Source organism: Allobosea sp. CS1GBMeth4, assembly GCF_900185715.1.
Taxonomy (GTDB): Bacteria; Pseudomonadota; Alphaproteobacteria; order Rhizobiales; family Beijerinckiaceae; genus Allobosea.
In genome coordinates this window covers 1-17,566 of the sequence record NZ_FYAS01000015.1, presented here as the reverse complement: position 1 = coordinate 17,566, position 17,566 = coordinate 1, and the positions used below count along the sequence as shown (strand labels likewise).

Here is a 17,566-nt window from a genome sequence, read left to right as displayed (position 1 = left end):
ATGACGAGCGCGCGCCTCAGGCGCTCTTCTTCTTGTCGCCCTTGTCGTCGCTGACGTCCTTGAAGTCGGCGTCGATGACGTCGTCCTTCTTGGGCTCCTCGGCAGCGGCGCCCTCGCCGGCAGCGCCTTCAGCCTGGCTGGCGGCATACATCGCCTCGCCGAGCTTCATCGACGCCTGCATCACCTCGTTGGTGCGCGCCGTGATCGCCTCGACATCCTCGCCCGTCAGCGCGGTCTTGAGCGCTTCGAGCGCGGTCTCGATCGCGCCCTTGTCGGCAGCCGAAACCTTGTCGCCATAGTCCTTCAGCGACTTCTCGGTGGAGTGCACGAGGCTCTCGCCCTGGTTCCTCGCCTCGACCAGCTCACGCCGCTTCTTGTCCTCTGCGGCATTCGCCTCGGCGTCCTTGACCATCTTCTGGATCTCGGCCTCGGAGAGGCCGCCGGACGCCTGGATGCGGATCTGCTGCTCCTTGTTGGTGGCCTTGTCCTTCGCCGTCACCGAGACGATGCCGTTGGCGTCGATGTCGAAGGTCACCTCGATCTGCGGCATGCCGCGCGGGGCCGGCGGGATGCCCATCAGGTCGAACTGGCCGAGCAGCTTGTTGTCGGCCGCCATCTCGCGCTCGCCCTGGAAGACCCGGATCGTCACCGCGCCCTGATTGTCCTCGGCAGTGGAGAAGACCTGGCTCTTCTTGGTCGGGATCGTGGTGTTGCGGTCGATCAGGCGCGTGAAGACACCGCCCAGCGTCTCGATGCCGAGCGACAGCGGGGTCACGTCGAGCAGCAGCACGTCCTTGACGTCGCCCTGGAGCACGCCGGCCTGGATCGCGGCGCCGATGGCGACGACCTCGTCGGGGTTGACGCCCTTGTGCGGCTCCTTGCCGAAGAACTGCTTCACAACCTCCTGGACCTTGGGCATGCGGGTCATGCCGCCGACCAGGACGACCTCGTCGATCTGCCCCGCGGAGAGGCCGGCATCCTTGAGCGCCTTGCGGCAGGGCTCGATGGTGCGCTGGATCAGGTCGTCGACCAGGCTCTCGAACTTGGCGCGCGAGAGCTTGATGGCGAGGTGCTTCGGACCGGAGGCGTCCGCCGTGATGTAGGGCAGGTTGATCTCGGTCTGCGAGGCGCTCGACAGCTCGATCTTGGCCTTCTCGGCCGCTTCCTTCAGGCGCTGGAGCGCGAGCTTGTCCTTCTTCAGGTCGATGCCCTGCTCGCGCTTGAACTCGTCCGCCAGGTACTCGACCAGACGCATGTCGAAGTCCTCGCCGCCGAGGAAGGTGTCGCCATTGGTCGACTTCACCTCGAAGACGCCGTCGCCGATCTCCAGGATCGAGACGTCGAAGGTGCCGCCGCCGAGGTCGTAGACCGCGATGGTGCCGGACGATTTCTTGTCGAGGCCGTAGGCGAGCGCGGCCGCGGTCGGCTCGTTGATGATGCGCAGCACCTCGAGACCGGCGATGCGGCCGGCATCCTTGGTGGCCTGGCGCTGGGCGTCGTTGAAATAGGCGGGAACGGTGATGACGGCCTGCGTAACCGGCTGGCCGAGATAGGCCTCCGCAGTCTCCTTCATCTTCGTCAGCGTGAAGGCGGAGATCTGCGAGGGCGAGTAATCCTTGCCGTCGGCCTCGACCCAAGCGTCGCCGGACGGCGCCTTCTTGATCTTGTAGGGGACGAGATCGACGTCCTTCTTGGTCATCGGATCGTCGAAGGTGCGCCCGATCAGGCGCTTGATGGCGAAGAAGGTGCGCTCCGGATTGGTCACCGCCTGGCGCTTCGCCGGCTGGCCGACCAGACGCTCGCCGTCGTCCGTGATGGCGACGATCGAAGGCGTGGTGCGGGCGCCCTCGGAATTCTCGATGACCTTCGGCGTGGTGCCTTCCATCACGGCGACGCAAGAATTCGTCGTGCCGAGGTCGATACCAATGACTTTACCCATGGAGGGGATCCCTTTCGATTTAGCAGATCGCCGGAAGGCCGCGCTTGAGACGCCGTCCTCCGGCCCATGGCCCCGGATCGCCCCCACCTGCCGCGGCGAACGAACCCGGGATATCCACGTCTGGCGACCGAAATGACGGATCGGAGCTTCGGCTCCGGGCCGGTTTCGTTCGCCGGTTCAACTTAAGGCCGGCCGGCCTCGCGTTTCGGCGCTCGCGTCGAATGCTCGCGCCTGGCGCAATCCGGCCCCGATGGTCGGCAAAACCACCGCTTGGCGGCGTATATAGGGAGGGTGACGCCCTGCTTGCAAGGCACGGAGCCGGATTAAGAATCAGCTTTGCGCGGCGTCCGGCGCAGAATTCGCCCGGCCGATCATTCCGGCCGGGTGTTGCCCGCGCGCCCTTGCGCGAAAAGCCCGGCCAATCCATTCAGGAGAGCCGTGCGCCAACAGGAAACAGCCGTGACGACGACACGCCGCCCGACCGCCCTCCGCCTCGCCGCCGGCGCTGCGCTGGCCTGGCTCGGCCTGGCGGGCGCGGCATCGGCGCAGCCCCTGCAATTGCCGGGCGCGCAGCCTTTCAACCAGCCGGGCGCGCAGCAGGCGGCGCCGGCCTCCGCGGCCGGCACAGCGACGCAGCGTCCCCGCACCATGCCGGCAATCAAGATCCCGAGCGAAGAATCCATTCTCGGCAGGACCCTGCGGCGCAATGGCGGCTTCGGCGAAGCGACGCTCGAGAAGAGCGGCAGCGGCTACGGCCTGAGGCTCCGCGCGGAAGGCTTCCAGTCCGGCAACCTCACCGAGCCCTGCGCCATCTCCTTCGGCGACGCACCCGTGCCGGTGACCGCGCAGGGCAAGCCGGCCGGACTGCCGCGCTACAGGCTCGAGGCGCCGGCCTGCCCGATCGTCTTCGACGTGCTCGACGGCGCCCTCCTGGTGATCGCGCCCGAACAGCCCTGCGTGATCGAGGCCGCCGCCTGCCGCATCGAGCCGCGCGGCGTGTGGGGGCCCGATGCCCGCACGCTCCCGGCCCGGGCCAAGGACATCGAGGCCGAGCGCAAGCAGGCGGAGACCGCTGTCCGTGAGGGCTATCGGGCGCTCTCGTCGAAGGCCGAGCTACCGGAACAGCGGGCGGTCGCCCGCGAGCAAGCGGGCTTCTCCTCGGAGCGCGAGCAGATTTGCCGCGAATTCCAGCGCGAGGGCGCGCACGGCTTCTGCGGCGCCCGCATCACCGAGGCCCGCGCCGCATCGATCCGGGCGCGGCTGGGCCTGCCCGAGCCGAAGCCGGAGGCGGCGAAGCCGCGCCCGGCCGCGGCGAAGCGGGCATCGCCGCCCGCGGCGGCGCCCGCTCCGGCGCTTCAGTAGCGCCGGCTCAGGCGCCCTGACCGCCGCTGACCTGCCCGGCTTCCCAGCCGAGGATGGCGCGCTTGCGCGTCAGCCCCCAATGATAGCCGGTCAGCGCGCCGGACTTGCCGATGACGCGGTGACAGGGCACGACGAAGGAGATCGGGTTCTTGCCGACCGCGGCGCCGACCGCGCGCGCCGCCGAGGGCTTGCCGATATGATCGGCGACGTCGCCATAGGTGGTGGCGCAGCCGACGGGGATGCGCAGCAGCGTCTGCCAGACGCGGACCTCGAAATCGGTGCCGATCAGCACGACCCGCAGCGGCGTCTGCGGCGACCAGCTCGCCGGCTCGAAGATGCGCCTCGCATAAGGCGCCGTCGTCTGCGGATCGAAGCGGTAATCGGCATGGGGCCAGCGCCGCATCATGTCGGCCAGCGCCTCGGCCCGGCCGCCGATGACCTTGCCGCCGTCCAGGCTGCTCGAGACCCAGCCGAGGCCGGCGAGGCCGCGCTCGGTCACCACGATCAGCGCCTCGCCGAAAGGCGACTGATGGAAGCCGTAGGACATGCGCAGGCCTTCGCCGCCGGCCTTCCACTCGCCGGGCGACATCGCCTCATGGGTGACGAAGAGGTCGTGCAGACGGCCCGGACCGGAGAGGCCGACCTCCAGGCTGGCGTCGAGGATGCTGGCGGAGGAGGCGAGCAGGCCCTTGGCATTGTCGAGCGTGATCGCCTGCAGGAAGGCCTTCGGCGTCAGCCCGCACCAGCGCCGGAACAGGTGGTGCACGTCGGTCGGGGTCGCGCCGGCCGCATCGGCGATCGCCTCGATCGTCGGCTGCTGGCGCCAGTTATTGGTGATGTAGGCCAGGATGCGGCGCACCGTGTCGTAATCCGATCCGGGCGCGGCGGCCGGGAAATCGGCTTCCGACGGCATGGCCTCGGCGGCGCGCGCGAGCACGGCATTGGAGACGCTGATCGGTTTCATCGCCGTTCGCAGGCTGGCATGGGCGGTCATCGGTCTGTCCTCGCGATCTGATCTCATGCTCGCGACGCTAATGACGCCAGCATGCGTCTCCCACCCGAAAGCTGACAAGCTCGTCGTCGTCGGCGAAGAGGCGTAAAGCTCGCCCATGACCAGTTCCGCCGCCGACGCGATCGTCCCACTCTACCAGCGCCATGCCGCGGCCTATGACAGCCTGCGCGGCCGGTCGCTGATGGAAGCCGCCTGGCTCGATCGCTTCCTTTCGTTGCTGCCGGCCGCCCCTTCCGTCCTCGAGATCGGCTGCGGCATGGGCGAACCGATCGCACGGCACCTGATCGAGCGCGGCTGCCGGGTGACGGGCATCGATTCGTCCCCGCATCTCATCGCACTCTGCCGCGAGCGCTTCCCGCGGCAGGGCTGGCAGGTCGGCGACATGCGCCGGCTCTCGCTCGGCCGGCGCTTCGACGGGCTGATCGCCTGGGACAGCTTCTTCCACCTGAGCCCCGGCGACCAGCGACGGATGTTCCCGCTCTTTCGGGACCATGCGGCGGACGGAGCGGCGCTGCTCTTCACCAGCGGACCGGGCCATGGCGAGGCGATCGGCAGTTTCGAGGGCGAGCCGCTCTATCATGCCAGCCTCGACCCGGCCGAGTATCGGGCCCTCCTCGACGAGAACGGCTTTGCCGTGATCGCGCACATCGCCGAGGACCCGGATTGCGGCGGCCACACGATCTGGCTGGCGCAGCAGCGGCATTGACGGTCCGGTCAGACGAAGCGCAGCAGCTTGTCCCGCGTCAGCCGCTGGTTGTTGCGGTGCCATTCGTCCTCGGTGAAGAAGATCGGCGAGGTCTCGTCCCAACCGCTGCAGCTGTAATCCGACTGCTCGGCGAAGAAGGCGACGAACTCCTCCCGCGAGCGCCACTCAGCGATCGCCGCGCCGGGATGCCAGCCATCATCGATGTCGCAGAGCTTCACGCCCTCCTCCGTGCGGATCAGGCCATGCCCGCAGAAGTCGCGGTGGAATTCGTGGATCAGCCCCTCGCCGACCTTGCAGCTCATCAGACGGTCCCAGACCTGGCCCGCCAGAACCGGGCCGTACAGGGCGCGGTCGAGCCTGTCGCGCAGGATGAGCGCATAGGCCCGAACCGAATCCTCGCCGCCGCTCTGGCTGGTCCGCGCGCCGCGCGGACGGCGATTGGCGCGCAGCGCCGCGACGATCACGACGATGATCACCGCCCACGCGATCAGCGGGATGATCGTCGCTGCCATGCTCAGGCGGGTTCGAGATTCGGGCCGCGCTTCGCTCTGGCGAGCGCCGAGCCGAGCGCTTCCGCGAAGCCTTCGCGCTCCTGCGGCGACAAGGCGGAGGCGACGACGGTACGCCGCCCGCGCGAGACGAGAGCGAGCTCGAGCAGGCCGTAATCCTCGTCCTCCTCGCGCTCGAGCCTGGTCCAGACCGGGTTGGAACGCCAGATCTTCTCGCGACCGTGATGGGAGACCTTGCGCAGCAGCACTTCGAGCGGCGTGACGACGATGCGCTCGAAGGCGCGCGCCGCGTTGAAGTTGACCTTGAAGGCGATGAACAGGGCGAGGACATCGAGACCGAAGAAGCCGGCGACGGGCCAGGCGCCGAGCACCATGAAGGGGATCGAGGCGGCGATGCTGGTCAGGCAGACCAGGGTCATCACCAGGCGAAAGCCGTCCTGGCCGAGCGAGCGGTGCGGCGTGATCGTCGCATCGAAGACCGGCTGCATCGCTGCAGCGGCGGCGCTGTCGCAATCGGGCTTGCCCAAGGTCATTCGTCACTTATAACGCCGCGATGCCCGCGCCGAACAGCCAAAAACGCCGCAGCCCGCCGCCGAAGCGGATCACGCAGCCGCGCAGCGCCGCCGAGATCCGCGAGATCTTCAGCCGGTTCCGGAGCGCGCGGCCCGAGCCGAAGGGCGAGCTCGACTATGTCAACGCCTTCACCCTGCTGGTCGCGGTCGTGCTCTCGGCGCAGGCGACCGACGCCGGAGTCAACAAGGCGACGAAGGCGCTGTTCGCGCTCGCCGATACGCCGCAGAAGATGCTCGCCCTCGGCGAGGACAGGGTGCGCGAGCTGATCAAGACGATCGGGCTCTACCGAAACAAGGCGAAGAACGTCGTCGCGCTCTCGGAGAAGCTGATTGCGGAGTTCGGCGGGCAGGTGCCGACCGAGCGGGCGGCGCTGGAAAGCCTGCCCGGCGTCGGCCGCAAGACCGCGAACGTCGTGCTCAACATCGCCTTCGGCGAAATCACCCACGCGGTCGACACCCATGTCTTCCGCGTCGCCAACCGCCTGCGCATCGCGCCGGGCAAGAATCCGCTGCAGGTCGAGCTCGGGCTGGAGAAGGCGGTGCCGACCGAGTTCGGCCGGCACGCGCATCACTGGCTGATCCTGCACGGACGCTACACCTGCAAGGCGCTGCGCCCGGCCTGCGAGACCTGCATCGTCGCCGATCTCTGCGACTCGCCCGACAAGCGGGCGGTCTGAAAGCAGACCGCGGTTGATGACGGGCTCAAGCCCTCCCCCGCTTGCGGTGGGGAGGGTTGGGTGAGGCCAGTGCCGCTCGGCGCGACGATGAAGAATGGGCTCGACCTGCTTTTCGGCCCCCCCCCCCAGCCCTTCCCCACCGCAAGCGGGGGAAGGGAACGTGCGCCTGCTGGCGATGGCCCAGGCCCGATCACCCGGTCTCAGTTGATCGCCAGCCGGGCCCGCTTGATGATCCCGGCCCAGCGGCGCGATTCCGTCTCCATCATCGCAGCGAATTCCTCGGGCTTGTTGCCGATCGGCTCGGCGCCCTCGTTCTGCAGGCGCTCGCGGATGAGCGGGCTGTTGATCGTCTCGACGGTCGCCTGGCGCAGCTTCGCCGCGACATCCTTCGGCGTCCCCTTCGGCACGACGAAGCCGTACCAGGCCGTCGCCTCGTAATCCGGCCAGCCGCTCTCGGCGACCGACGGCACCTCCGGGAAGAGCTTGGCGCGCGCCTTGCCGGTCACCGCCAGCGCCCTGACCTTGCCGCCCTCGATCAGGCCGAGCACGGAGGGCACGGTGGTGATCATGAAGTCGCCATTGCCGGCGAGCAGGTCGGTCAGCGCCGGCCCGGCGCCACGATAGGGCACGTGCACGGCCTCGAACTGCGCGGTCTGCGCCAGCAGCACGGTCGCCAGATGGCTGGCCGAGCCGTTGCCGGCGGAGCCATAGGTCAGCTTGCCCGGATTCTTCTGGGCGTGGCCGACGAGCTCGGCGAGCGTCTTGTAGGGCGAATTCGGTGCGACCACGACGACGAGCGGTGCGGCCGAGATCAGGGTCAGCGGGTCGAAGGCGGTGAGCGGGTCGATCTTGACGTTCTTGAACAGATGCGGGTTGACCACCATCGGGCCCTGGTTGGCCATCAGCACGGTGTAGCCGTCGGGCGCGGCGGCGGCCGCCTGAGCGGTGGCGAGATTGCCGCCGGCCGAGCCGTTGTTCTCGACCACCAGCGACTGGCCGAGCCGCTCGCCGACGCCCTGGGCGACGAGCCGGGCGATCGCATCCGTGCCGCCGCCGGCGGCATAGGGCACCAGCAGCCGCATCGGCCGCTCGGGGAAGGCGACCTGGGCGAATGCGAGATCAGGCAGGCAGGCGCTGGCCGCGGCGGCCGTCAGCAGGCTGCAGAGATGGCGGCGCGTGATCGTCATGGGTCTGTTCTCCTCCCGTTTCCGCCCTCTCGGCAAGCGCGAGGATCGTGCTTGCGGGGACGATGACATGGCCTTCGAAAATGCGGCGAGCCGTGCGCACCAGGCTGGCGCGGGCGACCTGGCCGGCGTCGTCGAGGACAAGATCGACCTGGATGGCGCCGCTCGGATGCTCGACCGTGACCAGCGATCCGGTCCCCGGCGAGAGCATCTCTCCGGCGACGCTGCCGGCGAGACGGCTCGCGGCGGCGACGCAGAGCGCACCGGTGACCGCATGGCTGCGATGGCAGCGATCCGGCGTGAAATAGCGCGAGGTCAGACCGCCGCCGCGGCGCGCCGGCGAGAGCACGCCGACCTTGGGAATGACGCTGCCGGCGACGTCGCCGAGACCCATGCGGCGGCCGGCCTCGCGGCGGATCCGCTCCAGCCGCCCGAGCAGGGCCACGTCGGCATCGAGCGCGGCCGGCGCCTCGTCGCCGGCCAGGCCGAGATCGGCGGCCCGCAGCAGCAGCATCGGCGTGGCGTAGTCCAGCAGCGTCACCGGGATGCCGTCGATCTCCTCGCGGGCGCGGCCGGTGGGCAGAAGCGCGCCGGTCTTCGACCCGACCGCCTCGAGGAAGTTCAGCTTGATGGGGGCGGCGGTGCCGGCGACGCCGTCGATCGCGGTCGCGCCGTCATAGGCGACGACGCCGCCCGGCGTCTGCACGGCGGCCTCGACCAGCGCGCCGGTATTGCGGTTGTGGATGCGCACCAGCGTCTCGCCGTCGGCGGCCGGCACCAGCCCGGCCTCGATCGCGAAGGGGCCGACGGCGGAGAGCATGTTGCCGCAGTTCGGGCTCAAGTCGACATTGCCGCGCTCGACCGCGACCTGAGCGAAGAGATAGTCGACGTCGGCGCCCGGCCGGCTGGAGCGGCTGACGATCGCGACCTTGCTGGTCAGCGAGTTGCCACCGCCGAGCCCGTCGAGCTGGAGCGGATGCGGCGAGCCCAGCGCGGCGAGCAGGACCCGGTCGCGGTTCGCCGGCTCGGCCGGCAGATCCTGCGCGAGGAAGACCGGGCCGCGCGAGGTGCCGCCGCGCATCAGCACGCAGGGAATGCGCAGGGCCTGAGCATGCGAAAGCTGGAAGGGAGCGGACAAGGGCGTCACCCGGCATTGGCGATGGCCAGTCATCCCAGATCGAATAATCGCTGTGAAATGCAGAGATCGGCGCTATTAATGCTCCATGAGCATCAATTTCGAAGCACTCGACCTGCGCGCCTTCATCTCGGTGGTCGAGCTCGGCGGGTTCCACCGCGCCGCCGAGGCGCTCAACATGTCCCAGCCGGCGCTGAGCCGGCGCATCCAGCGGCTGGAAAGCGCGGTCGGGGCGGCGCTGCTGGAACGGACCACGCGCCGGGTCGCCCTCACCATGGTCGGGCGCGAGATGCTGCCGCTGGTCCGGCGCATGCTCGACGAGTTCGACAGCTCGATCTTCGCCATGCGCGATCTCGGCAGCCGCCGCGCCGGACAGATCGCGCTCGCCTGCGTGCCGACGGCCGCCTTCTACTTCCTGCCCTCGGTGATCGCGCGCTTCCAGACGCAGTATCCGAACATCCGTTTCCGCATCCTCGACCTTTCGGCCAATGACGGGCTGGAGGCGGTGGCGCGCGGCGAGGTCGAGTTCGGAATCAACCTGATCGGCGGCTCCGATGCCGAGCTCACCTTCGAGCCGCTGATCGACGATCCCTTCGTGCTCGCCTGCCGGCACGATCACGCGCTGGCGCAGAGATCGGAGCTCGGCTGGAGCGATCTGGAGGGCCATCCGCTGGTCACCGTCAGCCGCAGCAGCGGCAACCGCGCCATCCTCGACGCGGCGCTGGTCAAGGTCGGCGTCAGGCTCGACTGGTCGTTCGAGGTGACGCACCTCTCGACCTCGCTCGGCCTGGTCGAGGCCGGGCTCGGCATCTCGGTGCTGCCGAAACTGGCGACACCCGGCCCCGACCACCCGATCATCGTGACGCGGCCGATCCGCGCTCCCGAGGTCTCGCGCACCATCGGCGTGGTCAGGCGCCGCGGCGTCAAGCTGGCGCCGGCGGCCGAGCGCTTCCTCGCGATGCTGCTCGGAACCTGGCGCGGGCCGGCGTCAGGCTGATCCACCTTTCCAGGGCGCCGCGGAGCAGCGAGCCCGGAATCCATGAACACCAATGCCTGTTGAGAAGAGGCTGCCAGTGCAGCTCCCCAGGGAGGGCGACCTGTGTTCACGGGTTCCGGGCTCAGGCCTCCGGCCTGCCCCGGAAAGACGGCGGCGATTGCGTGCCTATGCTCAGCCGAAGACCCAGAGGCCGGCCAGGCCGGCCGAGCCGACGATGATCCGCCACCAGGCGAACGGCGCGAAGCCGCGCCTCGAGACGAAATCGAGGAAGCTGCGCACCACGATCAGGGCCGCGACGAAGGCGGTGACGAAGCCGACGGCGATGAGCGCGACGTCGCTGCCGGTCAGTTCCTTGTAGTTCTTCAGCAGATCATAGGCGAAGGCGCCGGCCATGGTCGGCATGGCGAGGAAGAAGGAGAACTCGGCCGCGGCCCGCTTGTCGGCGCCGAGCAGCATGGCGCCGACAATGGTCGAGCCCGAGCGCGAGACGCCCGGCACCATGGCGAAGCACTGGATGAAGCCGATCTTGAGATACATCGGCAGCGGAAACCTGGTGGCGTCGTGGTGCTTCACCTCCAGCTCCAGCTCGTCGACGACGAGCAGGACGAGCCCGCCGGCGATCAGCGTGGTGCAGACCAGGAACGGGTTGAACAGCACGCCCTTGATGAAGCCGTGCGCCAGCGCGCCGATCACCGCCGCCGGCAGGAAGGCGATGAGCACGCCGATGACGAAGCGCCGGGCGGAGGGGTCGCTGCGCAGGCGCAGCGCGATGTCGAGCAGGCGGCGGAAATAGACCAGGAGGATCGCCAGGATGGCGCCGAGCTGGACGAGGATCTCGAAGGCCTTGCCCTTGGATTCGAAGCCGAGGAAATGGCCGAGCAACAGCAGATGTCCCGTCGAGGAGACCGGCAGGAATTCGGTCAGCCCCTCGACCACGCCGAGCACGGCGGCGACGATCAGATCATGCATGCGAGGGTCCTTCCGAGCCTGCGGGTGCGGCGCAACAAAATGCGGACGCGCGCGTTAAAGCTATCGCCCGCGGTCTTTGCAAATTGGTTACCAGACCGGCAAGGATTTCCGTGCAATCCGCCGCTTCCCCCGGTCCCGGGTTGTGAGGCTTAGCCGGCAGGCCTATACGGGGGCGCTCTATTGCGCTGCATCAGGCGCCTGCCTTCCGCCGAACCTCCCTCGTTCCAGCAGTTCGATGGCCACGCTTCATCATTATCCGCTTTGCCCGCATTCGCGCTTCGTCCGGCTCGCGCTCGGCGAGTTCGGCCTCGACGCCACGCTGGTCGAGGAGCGCGTCTGGGAACGTCGACGGGAGTTCCTCGAGCTCAACCCGGCCGGAACGACGCCGGTGCTGCGCGAGGACAGCGGCCTCGTCGTGCCGGGGCCGGGGCCGATCGCCGAATATCTCGACGAAACGCGTGGGCTGGCCCTGGCCGAGCGCCGCCTGCTGCCGGAAGGCCCGGGCGGGCGGATCGAGGTGCGCCGGCTGCTCGACTGGTTCAACATCAAGTTCAACGAGGAGATCACCGCCCCGCTCGTGCTGGAGAAGGTGATGAAGCGCTTCATGAGCCGCGACGAGGGCGGCGGCCCGCCGGAGATGAGCGCGATCCGCGCGGCGCGCGGCAATGTGCGCTACCATCTGCGCTACATCGCCTGGCTGACCGCCAAACGGAACTGGCTCGCCGGCGACAATCTGAGCTATGCCGATCTCGCCGCCGCGGCGCATCTGTCCTGCGTCGACTATCTCGGCGACGTGCCCTGGGACGAGGACGAGGCTGCCCGCGCATGGTATGCGAGGATCAAGTCCAGACCGAGCTTCCGGCCGCTGCTGAGCGACCGGATCCCCGGGATGGCGCCCTCGGCCCATTACGACGACCTGGACTTCTGAGCGGCGCGAAGCTCAAGGCCGCGATCGCCGCCCGCGCACAGGCCGAGGGCTTCTCGGCGATGCGCGTCGCCCCGGTCGATGCGATACCGGAGGCGCCGGCGCGCCTGGCCGGCTGGCTCGACGCCGGCCATCACGGCGATATGACCTGGCTGACGCAGCGCACGGCGGAGCGCGCCGATCCGGCGGCCCTGTGGCCGGCGGCGCGCTCGGTCGTCATGCTCGGCATGAGCTATGCCGGAGAAGGCGACCCGCTCGCCGTGCTCGCCCAGCGCGACCGCGGCGCGATCTCGCTCTATGCCCGCCGGCGCGACTATCACGAGGTGATCAAGGGCAAGCTCAAGAGCGTCGCCTCGGTGCTGGCGGCGCGCGGCGGCGCCGAGGTCAAGGTCTTCATCGACACCGCCCCGGTGATGGAGAAGCCGCTGGCGCAGGCTGCCGGGCTCGGCTGGCAGGGCAAGCAGACGGTGCTGATCTCGCGCCGGCACGGCGCCTGGCTTTTCCTGGGCGCGATCTACACCTCGGCCGAGCTGCCGCCGGACGAGCCCGAGCGCGATCATTGCGGCTCGTGCACGCGCTGCCTCGACATCTGCCCGACCAGGGCCTTCCCGGCGCCCTACCAGCTCGATTCACGCCGCTGCATCGCCTATCTCACGATCGAGCATCCGGGCCATATCGACGCCGAATTCCGCGAAGGCATCGGCAACCGCATCTTCGGCTGCGACGACTGCCTCGCGGTCTGCCCCTGGAACAAGTTCGCCGAAGCCGCGCAGGAGACGCGCCTGGCGCTGAAGAACGAGCTCGAGGCGCTGCCGCTGGCGGAGCTCGCCACGCTCGACGATGCCGCTTTCCGCGCGCTCTTCGCCGGCACGCCGGTGAAGCGCAGCGGCCGCGACCGCTTCGTCCGCAACGTGCTGATCGCGATCGGCAACAGCGGCGATCCGGCGCTGGCGGCGAGCGCCGAGGCGCTGCTCGACGACGCCTCGCCGCTGGTCAGGGCGATGGCGGCCTGGGCGCTCGGGCGGCTCGTTCCGGCCCGCGCCGCCGAGCTCGCGCCGGCGAGGCTGGCGCAGGAGAGCGATCCCGACGTCAGGGCCGAATGGGCCCGCCTCGATCCGAACGAACTGGAACCGGCATGAAGCTCGTCATCTTCGGTCTCGGCTATTCGGCCGGGTTCTTCGCGCGCACCGCCCTGGCAAGGGGCTGGGAGGTCACTGGCACGGTGCGTTCGGCGCAGAAGGCCGGCGAGCTCAGCAGGCAGGGGCTGCACACGCTGGTCTTCGGCGGCTTCGCGGTGTCGACGGCGCTCGCCAGGGCGCTCGCCGAGGCGGACGCCGTGCTGGTCTCGGCGCAACCCGACGAGACCGGCGATCCGGTGCTCGGCGCGCTCGCCGACAAGCTCGCGGCGGCCGAGACGCTGCGCTGGATCGGCTATCTCTCGACCATCGGCGTCTATGGCGACCATGGCGGCGCCTGGATCGACGAGAGCGCCGTATGCCGCCCGACCAGCCGGCGCTCCCGACAAAGGCTGGAGATCGAACGCGACTGGCTCGCCTTCGGCGCGCGCAGCGGCAAGCCGGTCCAGATCTTCCGCCTGGCCGGGATCTACGGCCCCGGCCGCAACCCGATCACCAAGCTGAGGGCCGGCACCGCCAGCCGCCTGGTCAAGCCCGGCCAGGTCTTCAACCGCATCCATGTCGACGACATCGCCGGCGTGCTGATGGCGTCGATCGAGCGGCCACGCGCGGGCGCGATCTACAACGTCACCGATGACGAGCCGGCGCCGCCGCAGGACGTGGTCGGCTTCGCCGCCGAGGCCGCCGGGCTCGCGCCCCCGCCGGAGCTGCCGTTCGATCCGGCCAGGCTCTCGCCGATGGCGGCGAGCTTCTACGGCGAGAACAAGCGGGTCTCGAACGCGCTGGTGAAGCGCGAACTCGGCTATGCCTTCCGTTACCCGGATTACCGGCAGGCGCTGCGCGACCTCGCGGCGGCGGGGGAGTGATCAGGCGGCGTAGCGCCCGGCCTCGCCGTCGAGATAATCGAGATAGCGCCGGTCGATCGCGGCGACCGGCAGGATCACCAGCACGTCGGTGGTGCCGAACTGCCTGTCGATCACGGCGCCGGAGCCGAAGCGGGCACCGAGGCGCAGATAGCCCTTCACCAGCGGCGGCAGGCATTTCAGCGCGAGCTTGGCGTCGACCATGCCGGCCGGCAGGCGATCCATCGCGACATGGCGCTCGGGCTGCGCCACGACCCGCCAGGCGTCCTGGGCGGTGGCGTGATGGTGGATGAAGCTGAGCGGCAGGGCCAGCATGTCGGGATCGACGCCGTCGAAGCTGGCGCAGCCGAACATCGCGTCGATGCGATGATGCCGGCAATAGGCCCAGATGCCGTGCCAGAGCAGCTCGACCGTCTTCTTGGTGCGGTAGGGCTTCAGCACGCAGGAGCGGCCGAGCTCGAGGAAGCGCATGTCGGGATGGCGCGCCAGCAGGGGGGCGATGTCGAATTCGGATTGGGTGTAGAAGCCGCCGAGCCTGGCCACGGCCTGCTCGCGCATCAGCCTGTAGGTGCCGACCACCTTGGGCTTGATGCCGCCGAACCGGCCACGCGCGGCATGATCGATGACGAGCAGATGGTCGCAGACGGAATCGAACCGGTCGGCATCGCGGCGGAACATGCGCGAGACCACGTCGGGCTTCGCCGACATCTCCTGATAGAAGACGCGATAGCGCAGGCGCTGCGCCCGCCAGATCTCGCGCGGGCCGCGCGCCAGCCTGACTTCGAGCGCGCCGGAGCGGCCGAGCGTGCCGGACAGGGCGTCGGGGCCGGGAAAGGCGAAGCCGCCGAGCTGCTTGCCGGCAGCCAAGAGGTTCGACGGCGAGAAGCGCTGCAACAGGGCCGCGCCGGCCGGCCTGTGCTTTGCCGGCTGACGAGAACCCTGAAAAAGATCGCGCGTCATTGACGGTCTGTCCTTCTGCGGACCCGGTTCGCTCGAGAATCCCTGCGCCGATCGTCTTACGGGATCGCGACAAAACTACGTCAGTGCGATGACGAAGCCAACCGTGCGGGGAGCGGAGCCCGTCTCAGGCCGAGCGTGCCCGCACCATTCGCCCTTGCGAGAGCCGGTCGATCCAGCCGCGCAGCTGCTCGCGTGCGAGCGGCTTAGCCAGGCAATCGTCGACGCCGGAGGCGAGCGCCTCGCGCCGATCCTCCGCGGCGGTGTTGGCGGTGACGGCGACGATCGGCAATCGGGCCGCGCCGAGCGCCGCCTCGGCGGCGCGAACCCGGCGCGTCAGCGCCAGCCCGTCCAGAACCGGCATGCGGATATCGATCAGGGCGAGATCGAACTCGCGCCCCTTTCCGGAATGCATGTCGTCGATCAGCCGGATCGCTTCTCCGCCATCGCGGGCCCAGGCGGCCGTGCAGCCCAGCCGCTCCAGCGTGCGGGTCAGCAGGAGCGCGTTGATCTCGTTGTCCTCGGCGACGAGGACATGGAGCCCGGAGGCCGGGCCGGGCACCGCGGCGCCGGCCTCCCTCGCGGTTCCGGCATGCGGCGCCTCCCCGGCCGGGCCGAGCCGGGCGTAGAGCGAACGGGCGCGGACCGGCTTGACGAGGAAGCCGGTGAAGCCGGCGGCGAAGGGCGAGCCGAAGCTGCGGCGCTCGGCCGGCGCCAGCATGATCAGGATCTCGGCGACACCGGCGCGCCTGGCCGCGGCCGCGACCGCTTCGACCTCGCCATCCGGGAGGTTGCGGTCGACCAGCACGGCCGAGAGCGCCCGCTCATCCGCCAGACGGGCCAGGGCCTGCGCATGATCGCCGGCGTGGAGGACCTGCGCGCCCCGCCGCGCGAGGCAGGCCGCGAGATGCGCGGCGCTGAACGGCGCCGCGGAGGCGATCAGGATACGCCGGCCCTGCCATTCGGGCTCAGGGGCGGGAGCGCTCGTCTCGGTTGCCACCCGAAGCGGCAGGCTCAGCCGGAACGAGGCCCCACCATCGCCGCGGTTGCGCGCTTCGATCTCGCCCCCCATGGCGCGGGCGAGCCGGCGGGCGATCGCGAGGCCGAGGCCGGTGCCGGATTGCGGATGCTGGCCGCCCGTTTCCCCTTGCTCGAACTCCTCGAAGATCGTGGCGAGGCGCTCCGGCGCGATGCCGGGGCCGGTGTCGGCGATGGTGACGAGGAAGGTGCCGTCGCCCGCTTCGGCCTCGATGCCGATGCCGCCCTGCTGGGTGAACTTCACGGCATTGCCGACGAGATTGAGCAGGATCTGGCGCAGCCGCTCGGGGTCGCCGACGAGCTGCGCCGGCAGATCGGGGGCGAGCAGAGTGGAGATCTCGACGCCCTTGACCTGGGCACGCGGCGCCATCAGCTCGGTGACGTCCTCGATCAGGAGGGCGGGATCGAAAGGCGCCTCGGCCAGCTCGAGCTTGCCGGCCTCGACCTTGGCGAAATCGAGAATGTCGTCGACGAGGCCGAGCAGCGCCTCGCCCGAACTGCGCAGCGCCCGCACATAGGTGCTCTGCTCGGGATCGAGCCTGGTGTCGCCGAGCAGGTCGGCCATGCCGAGGATGCCGTTCAGCGGTGTCCGGAACTCGTGGCTGACGGTCGCGAGGAAGCGCGACTTGGCGGCGCTCGCCTCCTCCGCGCGGCTGCGAGCCTCCTCCAGCGCCTTCTCGCCGGCGATGCGGCTGGTGATGTCCCGTCCGACGCGCTGAAGCACGGCTTGGCCGGCGGCGACCGGAACGACCGTCTCGACCCAGGACAGCCAGCGCTCGCCGCCCCCGGTCTCGATGCATTCGTCGAAGACCCTGGCGCCGCCCGGCAGCGCCTGCGCCGGGCGCGCGACGCGCACGCGCGGCTGGGCGCTGCTGCCCACGACCTCCGCCTCGCTCCCGCCGAGCAGGGCGGCATAGGCGGCGTTGGCGTAGACGATCCGGCCCTCGCTGCGGCGCACGATCAGGTCGCCCTGCGCCTCGATCAGGCTGCGATAGCGCTCCTCGCTGTCGGCGAGCTCCCAGAGGCGGTCGCTCAGCTTCTCGACGTCGCGCGTCAGCGCCCGCGCCTGCCGGATCGCGCGCTGGCGCTCGCGCAGCAGCCGAACCGCGACGAGAGCGCTGGCGATGGCCCCGGCCACGGCGATGCCGGCCAGCAGGACCAAGGGAGACGGCAGCTCGATCATGCCGCCGGTCTAGCATTCGCCCTCTTGAGAAAGCGTTCGCCCCGTCCGCGAGGATGCGGGATGGTTCGAATGGTTTCGTTAACCTTTCATCAGGCCGCCTGCGCCGCCTGATCGATCCGCGAGCGGTAGGACAGCGCCTCGGCGAGATGGATGCGCCCGACCCGATCCTCGCCGTCGAGATCGGCGAGCGTGCGGGCGACCTTGAGCACGCGATGATAGCCGCGCGCCGTCAGCCGCATCGCCTCGGCGGCGCTGCGCAGGAGGGCGAGCCCGGCCGCATCCGGCCGCGCCACCTCGTCGAGCAGCGCGGCCGGGCAGCGGGCATTGGTGGCGCCGCCCATGAGGCCGAGCGCGGCATAGCGCGCCGACTGGCGGGCGCGGGCGGCGGCGACGCGGGCCGCG

The 17,566-nt window shown here is 69.9% G+C and carries 16 protein-coding genes and 1 pseudogene; 7 read left to right on the top strand and 10 right to left on the bottom strand.

Annotation, left to right across the window (positions count from 1 at the left end):
• Positions 1-16 precede the first annotated feature (16 nt).
• Positions 17-1,939, bottom strand: coding sequence for a molecular chaperone DnaK (dnaK, locus tag CS1GBM4_RS08465; protein WP_186418271.1), 1,923 nt, complete (start codon positions 1,937-1,939; stop codon positions 17-19).
• Between the two features lie 459 nt (positions 1,940-2,398).
• Between dnaK and CS1GBM4_RS08460 the strand changes: the two genes are divergently transcribed.
• Positions 2,399-3,301: a hypothetical protein gene (locus tag CS1GBM4_RS08460; protein WP_186418270.1), complete on the top strand. Its 903-nt coding sequence runs from the start codon at positions 2,399-2,401 to the stop codon at positions 3,299-3,301.
• A 7-nt stretch (positions 3,302-3,308) separates the two neighbouring features.
• Here CS1GBM4_RS08460 and CS1GBM4_RS08455 read toward each other — a convergent pair whose 3' ends face one another.
• Complete coding sequence (locus CS1GBM4_RS08455; RefSeq protein WP_186418347.1) at positions 3,309-4,214, bottom strand: methylated-DNA--[protein]-cysteine S-methyltransferase; 906 nt, start codon at positions 4,212-4,214, stop codon at positions 3,309-3,311.
• A 196-nt stretch (positions 4,215-4,410) separates the two neighbouring features.
• Here CS1GBM4_RS08455 and CS1GBM4_RS08450 point away from each other — a divergent pair, with 196 nt between their 5' ends.
• Positions 4,411-5,019, top strand: coding sequence for a class I SAM-dependent methyltransferase (locus CS1GBM4_RS08450; protein WP_186418269.1), 609 nt, complete (start codon positions 4,411-4,413; stop codon positions 5,017-5,019).
• Between the two features lie 8 nt (positions 5,020-5,027).
• Here CS1GBM4_RS08450 and CS1GBM4_RS08445 read toward each other — a convergent pair whose 3' ends face one another.
• Both CS1GBM4_RS08445 and CS1GBM4_RS08440 read right to left on the bottom strand, forming a co-directional pair.
• Positions 5,028-5,531, bottom strand: a complete 504-nt coding sequence (locus CS1GBM4_RS08445) for a hypothetical protein (protein WP_186418268.1) — start codon at positions 5,529-5,531, stop codon at positions 5,028-5,030.
• A gap of 2 nt (positions 5,532-5,533) precedes the next feature.
• Positions 5,534-6,061 carry a DUF2244 domain-containing protein gene (locus tag CS1GBM4_RS08440; protein WP_186418267.1) on the bottom strand — a complete coding sequence of 176 codons (528 nt, stop codon included), beginning with the start codon at positions 6,059-6,061 and terminating at the stop codon, positions 5,534-5,536.
• A 20-nt stretch (positions 6,062-6,081) separates the two neighbouring features.
• Here CS1GBM4_RS08440 and nth point away from each other — a divergent pair, with 20 nt between their 5' ends.
• Complete coding sequence (nth, locus tag CS1GBM4_RS08435) at positions 6,082-6,777, top strand: endonuclease III (protein ID WP_186418266.1); 696 nt, start codon at positions 6,082-6,084, stop codon at positions 6,775-6,777.
• A gap of 200 nt (positions 6,778-6,977) precedes the next feature.
• On the opposite strand, the gene CS1GBM4_RS08430 is transcribed toward nth, so the two are convergent.
• Both CS1GBM4_RS08430 and CS1GBM4_RS08425 read right to left on the bottom strand, forming a co-directional pair.
• Positions 6,978-7,964, bottom strand: coding sequence for a tripartite tricarboxylate transporter substrate binding protein (locus CS1GBM4_RS08430; protein WP_186418265.1), 987 nt, complete (start codon positions 7,962-7,964; stop codon positions 6,978-6,980).
• The gene (locus tag CS1GBM4_RS08425; protein ID WP_280177693.1) at positions 7,897-9,099 is read right to left on the bottom strand and encodes a 4-oxalomesaconate tautomerase; all 1,203 of its coding nucleotides are present in this window, start codon (positions 9,097-9,099) and stop codon (positions 7,897-7,899) included. Before CS1GBM4_RS08425 ends, CS1GBM4_RS08430 begins: the two co-directional genes overlap by 68 nt.
• An 85-nt stretch (positions 9,100-9,184) precedes the next feature.
• Here CS1GBM4_RS08425 and CS1GBM4_RS08420 point away from each other — a divergent pair, with 85 nt between their 5' ends.
• A complete protein-coding gene (locus CS1GBM4_RS08420) occupies positions 9,185-10,093 on the top strand; it encodes a LysR family transcriptional regulator (RefSeq protein ID WP_186418263.1) in 909 nt (302 codons plus the stop codon).
• 171 nt (positions 10,094-10,264) lie between these two features.
• Here CS1GBM4_RS08420 and CS1GBM4_RS08415 read toward each other — a convergent pair whose 3' ends face one another.
• Positions 10,265-11,062 carry an undecaprenyl-diphosphate phosphatase gene (locus tag CS1GBM4_RS08415; RefSeq protein ID WP_186418262.1) on the bottom strand — a complete coding sequence of 266 codons (798 nt, stop codon included), beginning with the start codon at positions 11,060-11,062 and terminating at the stop codon, positions 10,265-10,267.
• 235 nt (positions 11,063-11,297) lie between these two features.
• On the opposite strand from CS1GBM4_RS08415, the gene CS1GBM4_RS08410 reads away from it, so the two are divergent.
• Genes CS1GBM4_RS08410 through CS1GBM4_RS08400 form a run of 3 tightly spaced genes read left to right on the top strand, consistent with a single transcriptional unit; the run spans position 11,298 to position 13,989 of the window.
• Entirely contained in the window at positions 11,298-11,990 is a 693-nt protein-coding gene (locus tag CS1GBM4_RS08410) for a glutathione S-transferase family protein (RefSeq protein ID WP_186418261.1), read from the top strand.
• Positions 11,888-13,126, top strand: a complete 1,239-nt coding sequence (queG, locus tag CS1GBM4_RS08405; RefSeq protein ID WP_186418260.1) for a tRNA epoxyqueuosine(34) reductase QueG — start codon at positions 11,888-11,890, stop codon at positions 13,124-13,126. Before CS1GBM4_RS08410 ends, queG begins: the two co-directional genes overlap by 103 nt.
• Positions 13,123-13,989: an SDR family oxidoreductase gene (locus CS1GBM4_RS08400; protein ID WP_186418259.1), complete on the top strand. Its 867-nt coding sequence runs from the start codon at positions 13,123-13,125 to the stop codon at positions 13,987-13,989. The genes queG and CS1GBM4_RS08400 overlap by 4 nt, the downstream gene beginning before the upstream one ends.
• Here CS1GBM4_RS08400 and CS1GBM4_RS08395 read toward each other — a convergent pair whose 3' ends face one another.
• From CS1GBM4_RS08395 to CS1GBM4_RS08385, 3 genes and pseudogenes are all read right to left on the bottom strand, one after another.
• Positions 13,990-14,880: a GNAT family N-acyltransferase gene (locus tag CS1GBM4_RS08395; RefSeq protein WP_244607130.1), complete on the bottom strand. Its 891-nt coding sequence runs from the start codon at positions 14,878-14,880 to the stop codon at positions 13,990-13,992. It abuts the gene before it with no gap.
• Between the two features lie 190 nt (positions 14,881-15,070).
• The gene (locus CS1GBM4_RS08390) at positions 15,071-17,164 is read right to left on the bottom strand and encodes a response regulator (RefSeq protein WP_186418257.1); all 2,094 of its coding nucleotides are present in this window, start codon (positions 17,162-17,164) and stop codon (positions 15,071-15,073) included.
• 89 nt (positions 17,165-17,253) lie between these two features.
• Positions 17,254-17,566, bottom strand: a pseudogene (locus CS1GBM4_RS08385) (ATP-binding protein); the annotation flags it as partial.

Excerpts from the sequence above, each read along its gene's own strand:
- dnaK (WP_186418271.1), bottom strand. The coding sequence starts at position 1,939 with ATGGGTAAAGTCATTGGTATCGACCTCGGCACGACGAATTCTTGCGTC.
- CS1GBM4_RS08455 (WP_186418347.1), bottom strand. The coding sequence starts at position 4,214 with ATGCCGTCGGAAGCCGATTTCCCGGCCGCCGCGCCCGGATCGGATTAC.
- CS1GBM4_RS08450 (WP_186418269.1), top strand. The coding sequence starts at position 4,411 with ATGACCAGTTCCGCCGCCGACGCGATCGTCCCACTCTACCAGCGCCAT.
- CS1GBM4_RS08445 (WP_186418268.1), bottom strand. The coding sequence starts at position 5,531 with ATGGCAGCGACGATCATCCCGCTGATCGCGTGGGCGGTGATCATCGTC.
- CS1GBM4_RS08440 (WP_186418267.1), bottom strand. The coding sequence starts at position 6,061 with ATGACCTTGGGCAAGCCCGATTGCGACAGCGCCGCCGCTGCAGCGATG.
- nth (WP_186418266.1), top strand. The coding sequence starts at position 6,082 with ATGCCCGCGCCGAACAGCCAAAAACGCCGCAGCCCGCCGCCGAAGCGG.
- CS1GBM4_RS08430 (WP_186418265.1), bottom strand. The coding sequence starts at position 7,964 with ATGACGATCACGCGCCGCCATCTCTGCAGCCTGCTGACGGCCGCCGCG.
- CS1GBM4_RS08420 (WP_186418263.1), top strand. The coding sequence starts at position 9,185 with ATGAGCATCAATTTCGAAGCACTCGACCTGCGCGCCTTCATCTCGGTG.
- CS1GBM4_RS08415 (WP_186418262.1), bottom strand. The coding sequence starts at position 11,062 with ATGCATGATCTGATCGTCGCCGCCGTGCTCGGCGTGGTCGAGGGGCTG.
- CS1GBM4_RS08410 (WP_186418261.1), top strand. The coding sequence starts at position 11,298 with ATGGCCACGCTTCATCATTATCCGCTTTGCCCGCATTCGCGCTTCGTC.
- queG (WP_186418260.1), top strand. The coding sequence starts at position 11,888 with ATGGTATGCGAGGATCAAGTCCAGACCGAGCTTCCGGCCGCTGCTGAG.
- CS1GBM4_RS08400 (WP_186418259.1), top strand. The coding sequence starts at position 13,123 with ATGAAGCTCGTCATCTTCGGTCTCGGCTATTCGGCCGGGTTCTTCGCG.
- CS1GBM4_RS08390 (WP_186418257.1), bottom strand. The coding sequence starts at position 17,164 with ATGATCGAGCTGCCGTCTCCCTTGGTCCTGCTGGCCGGCATCGCCGTG.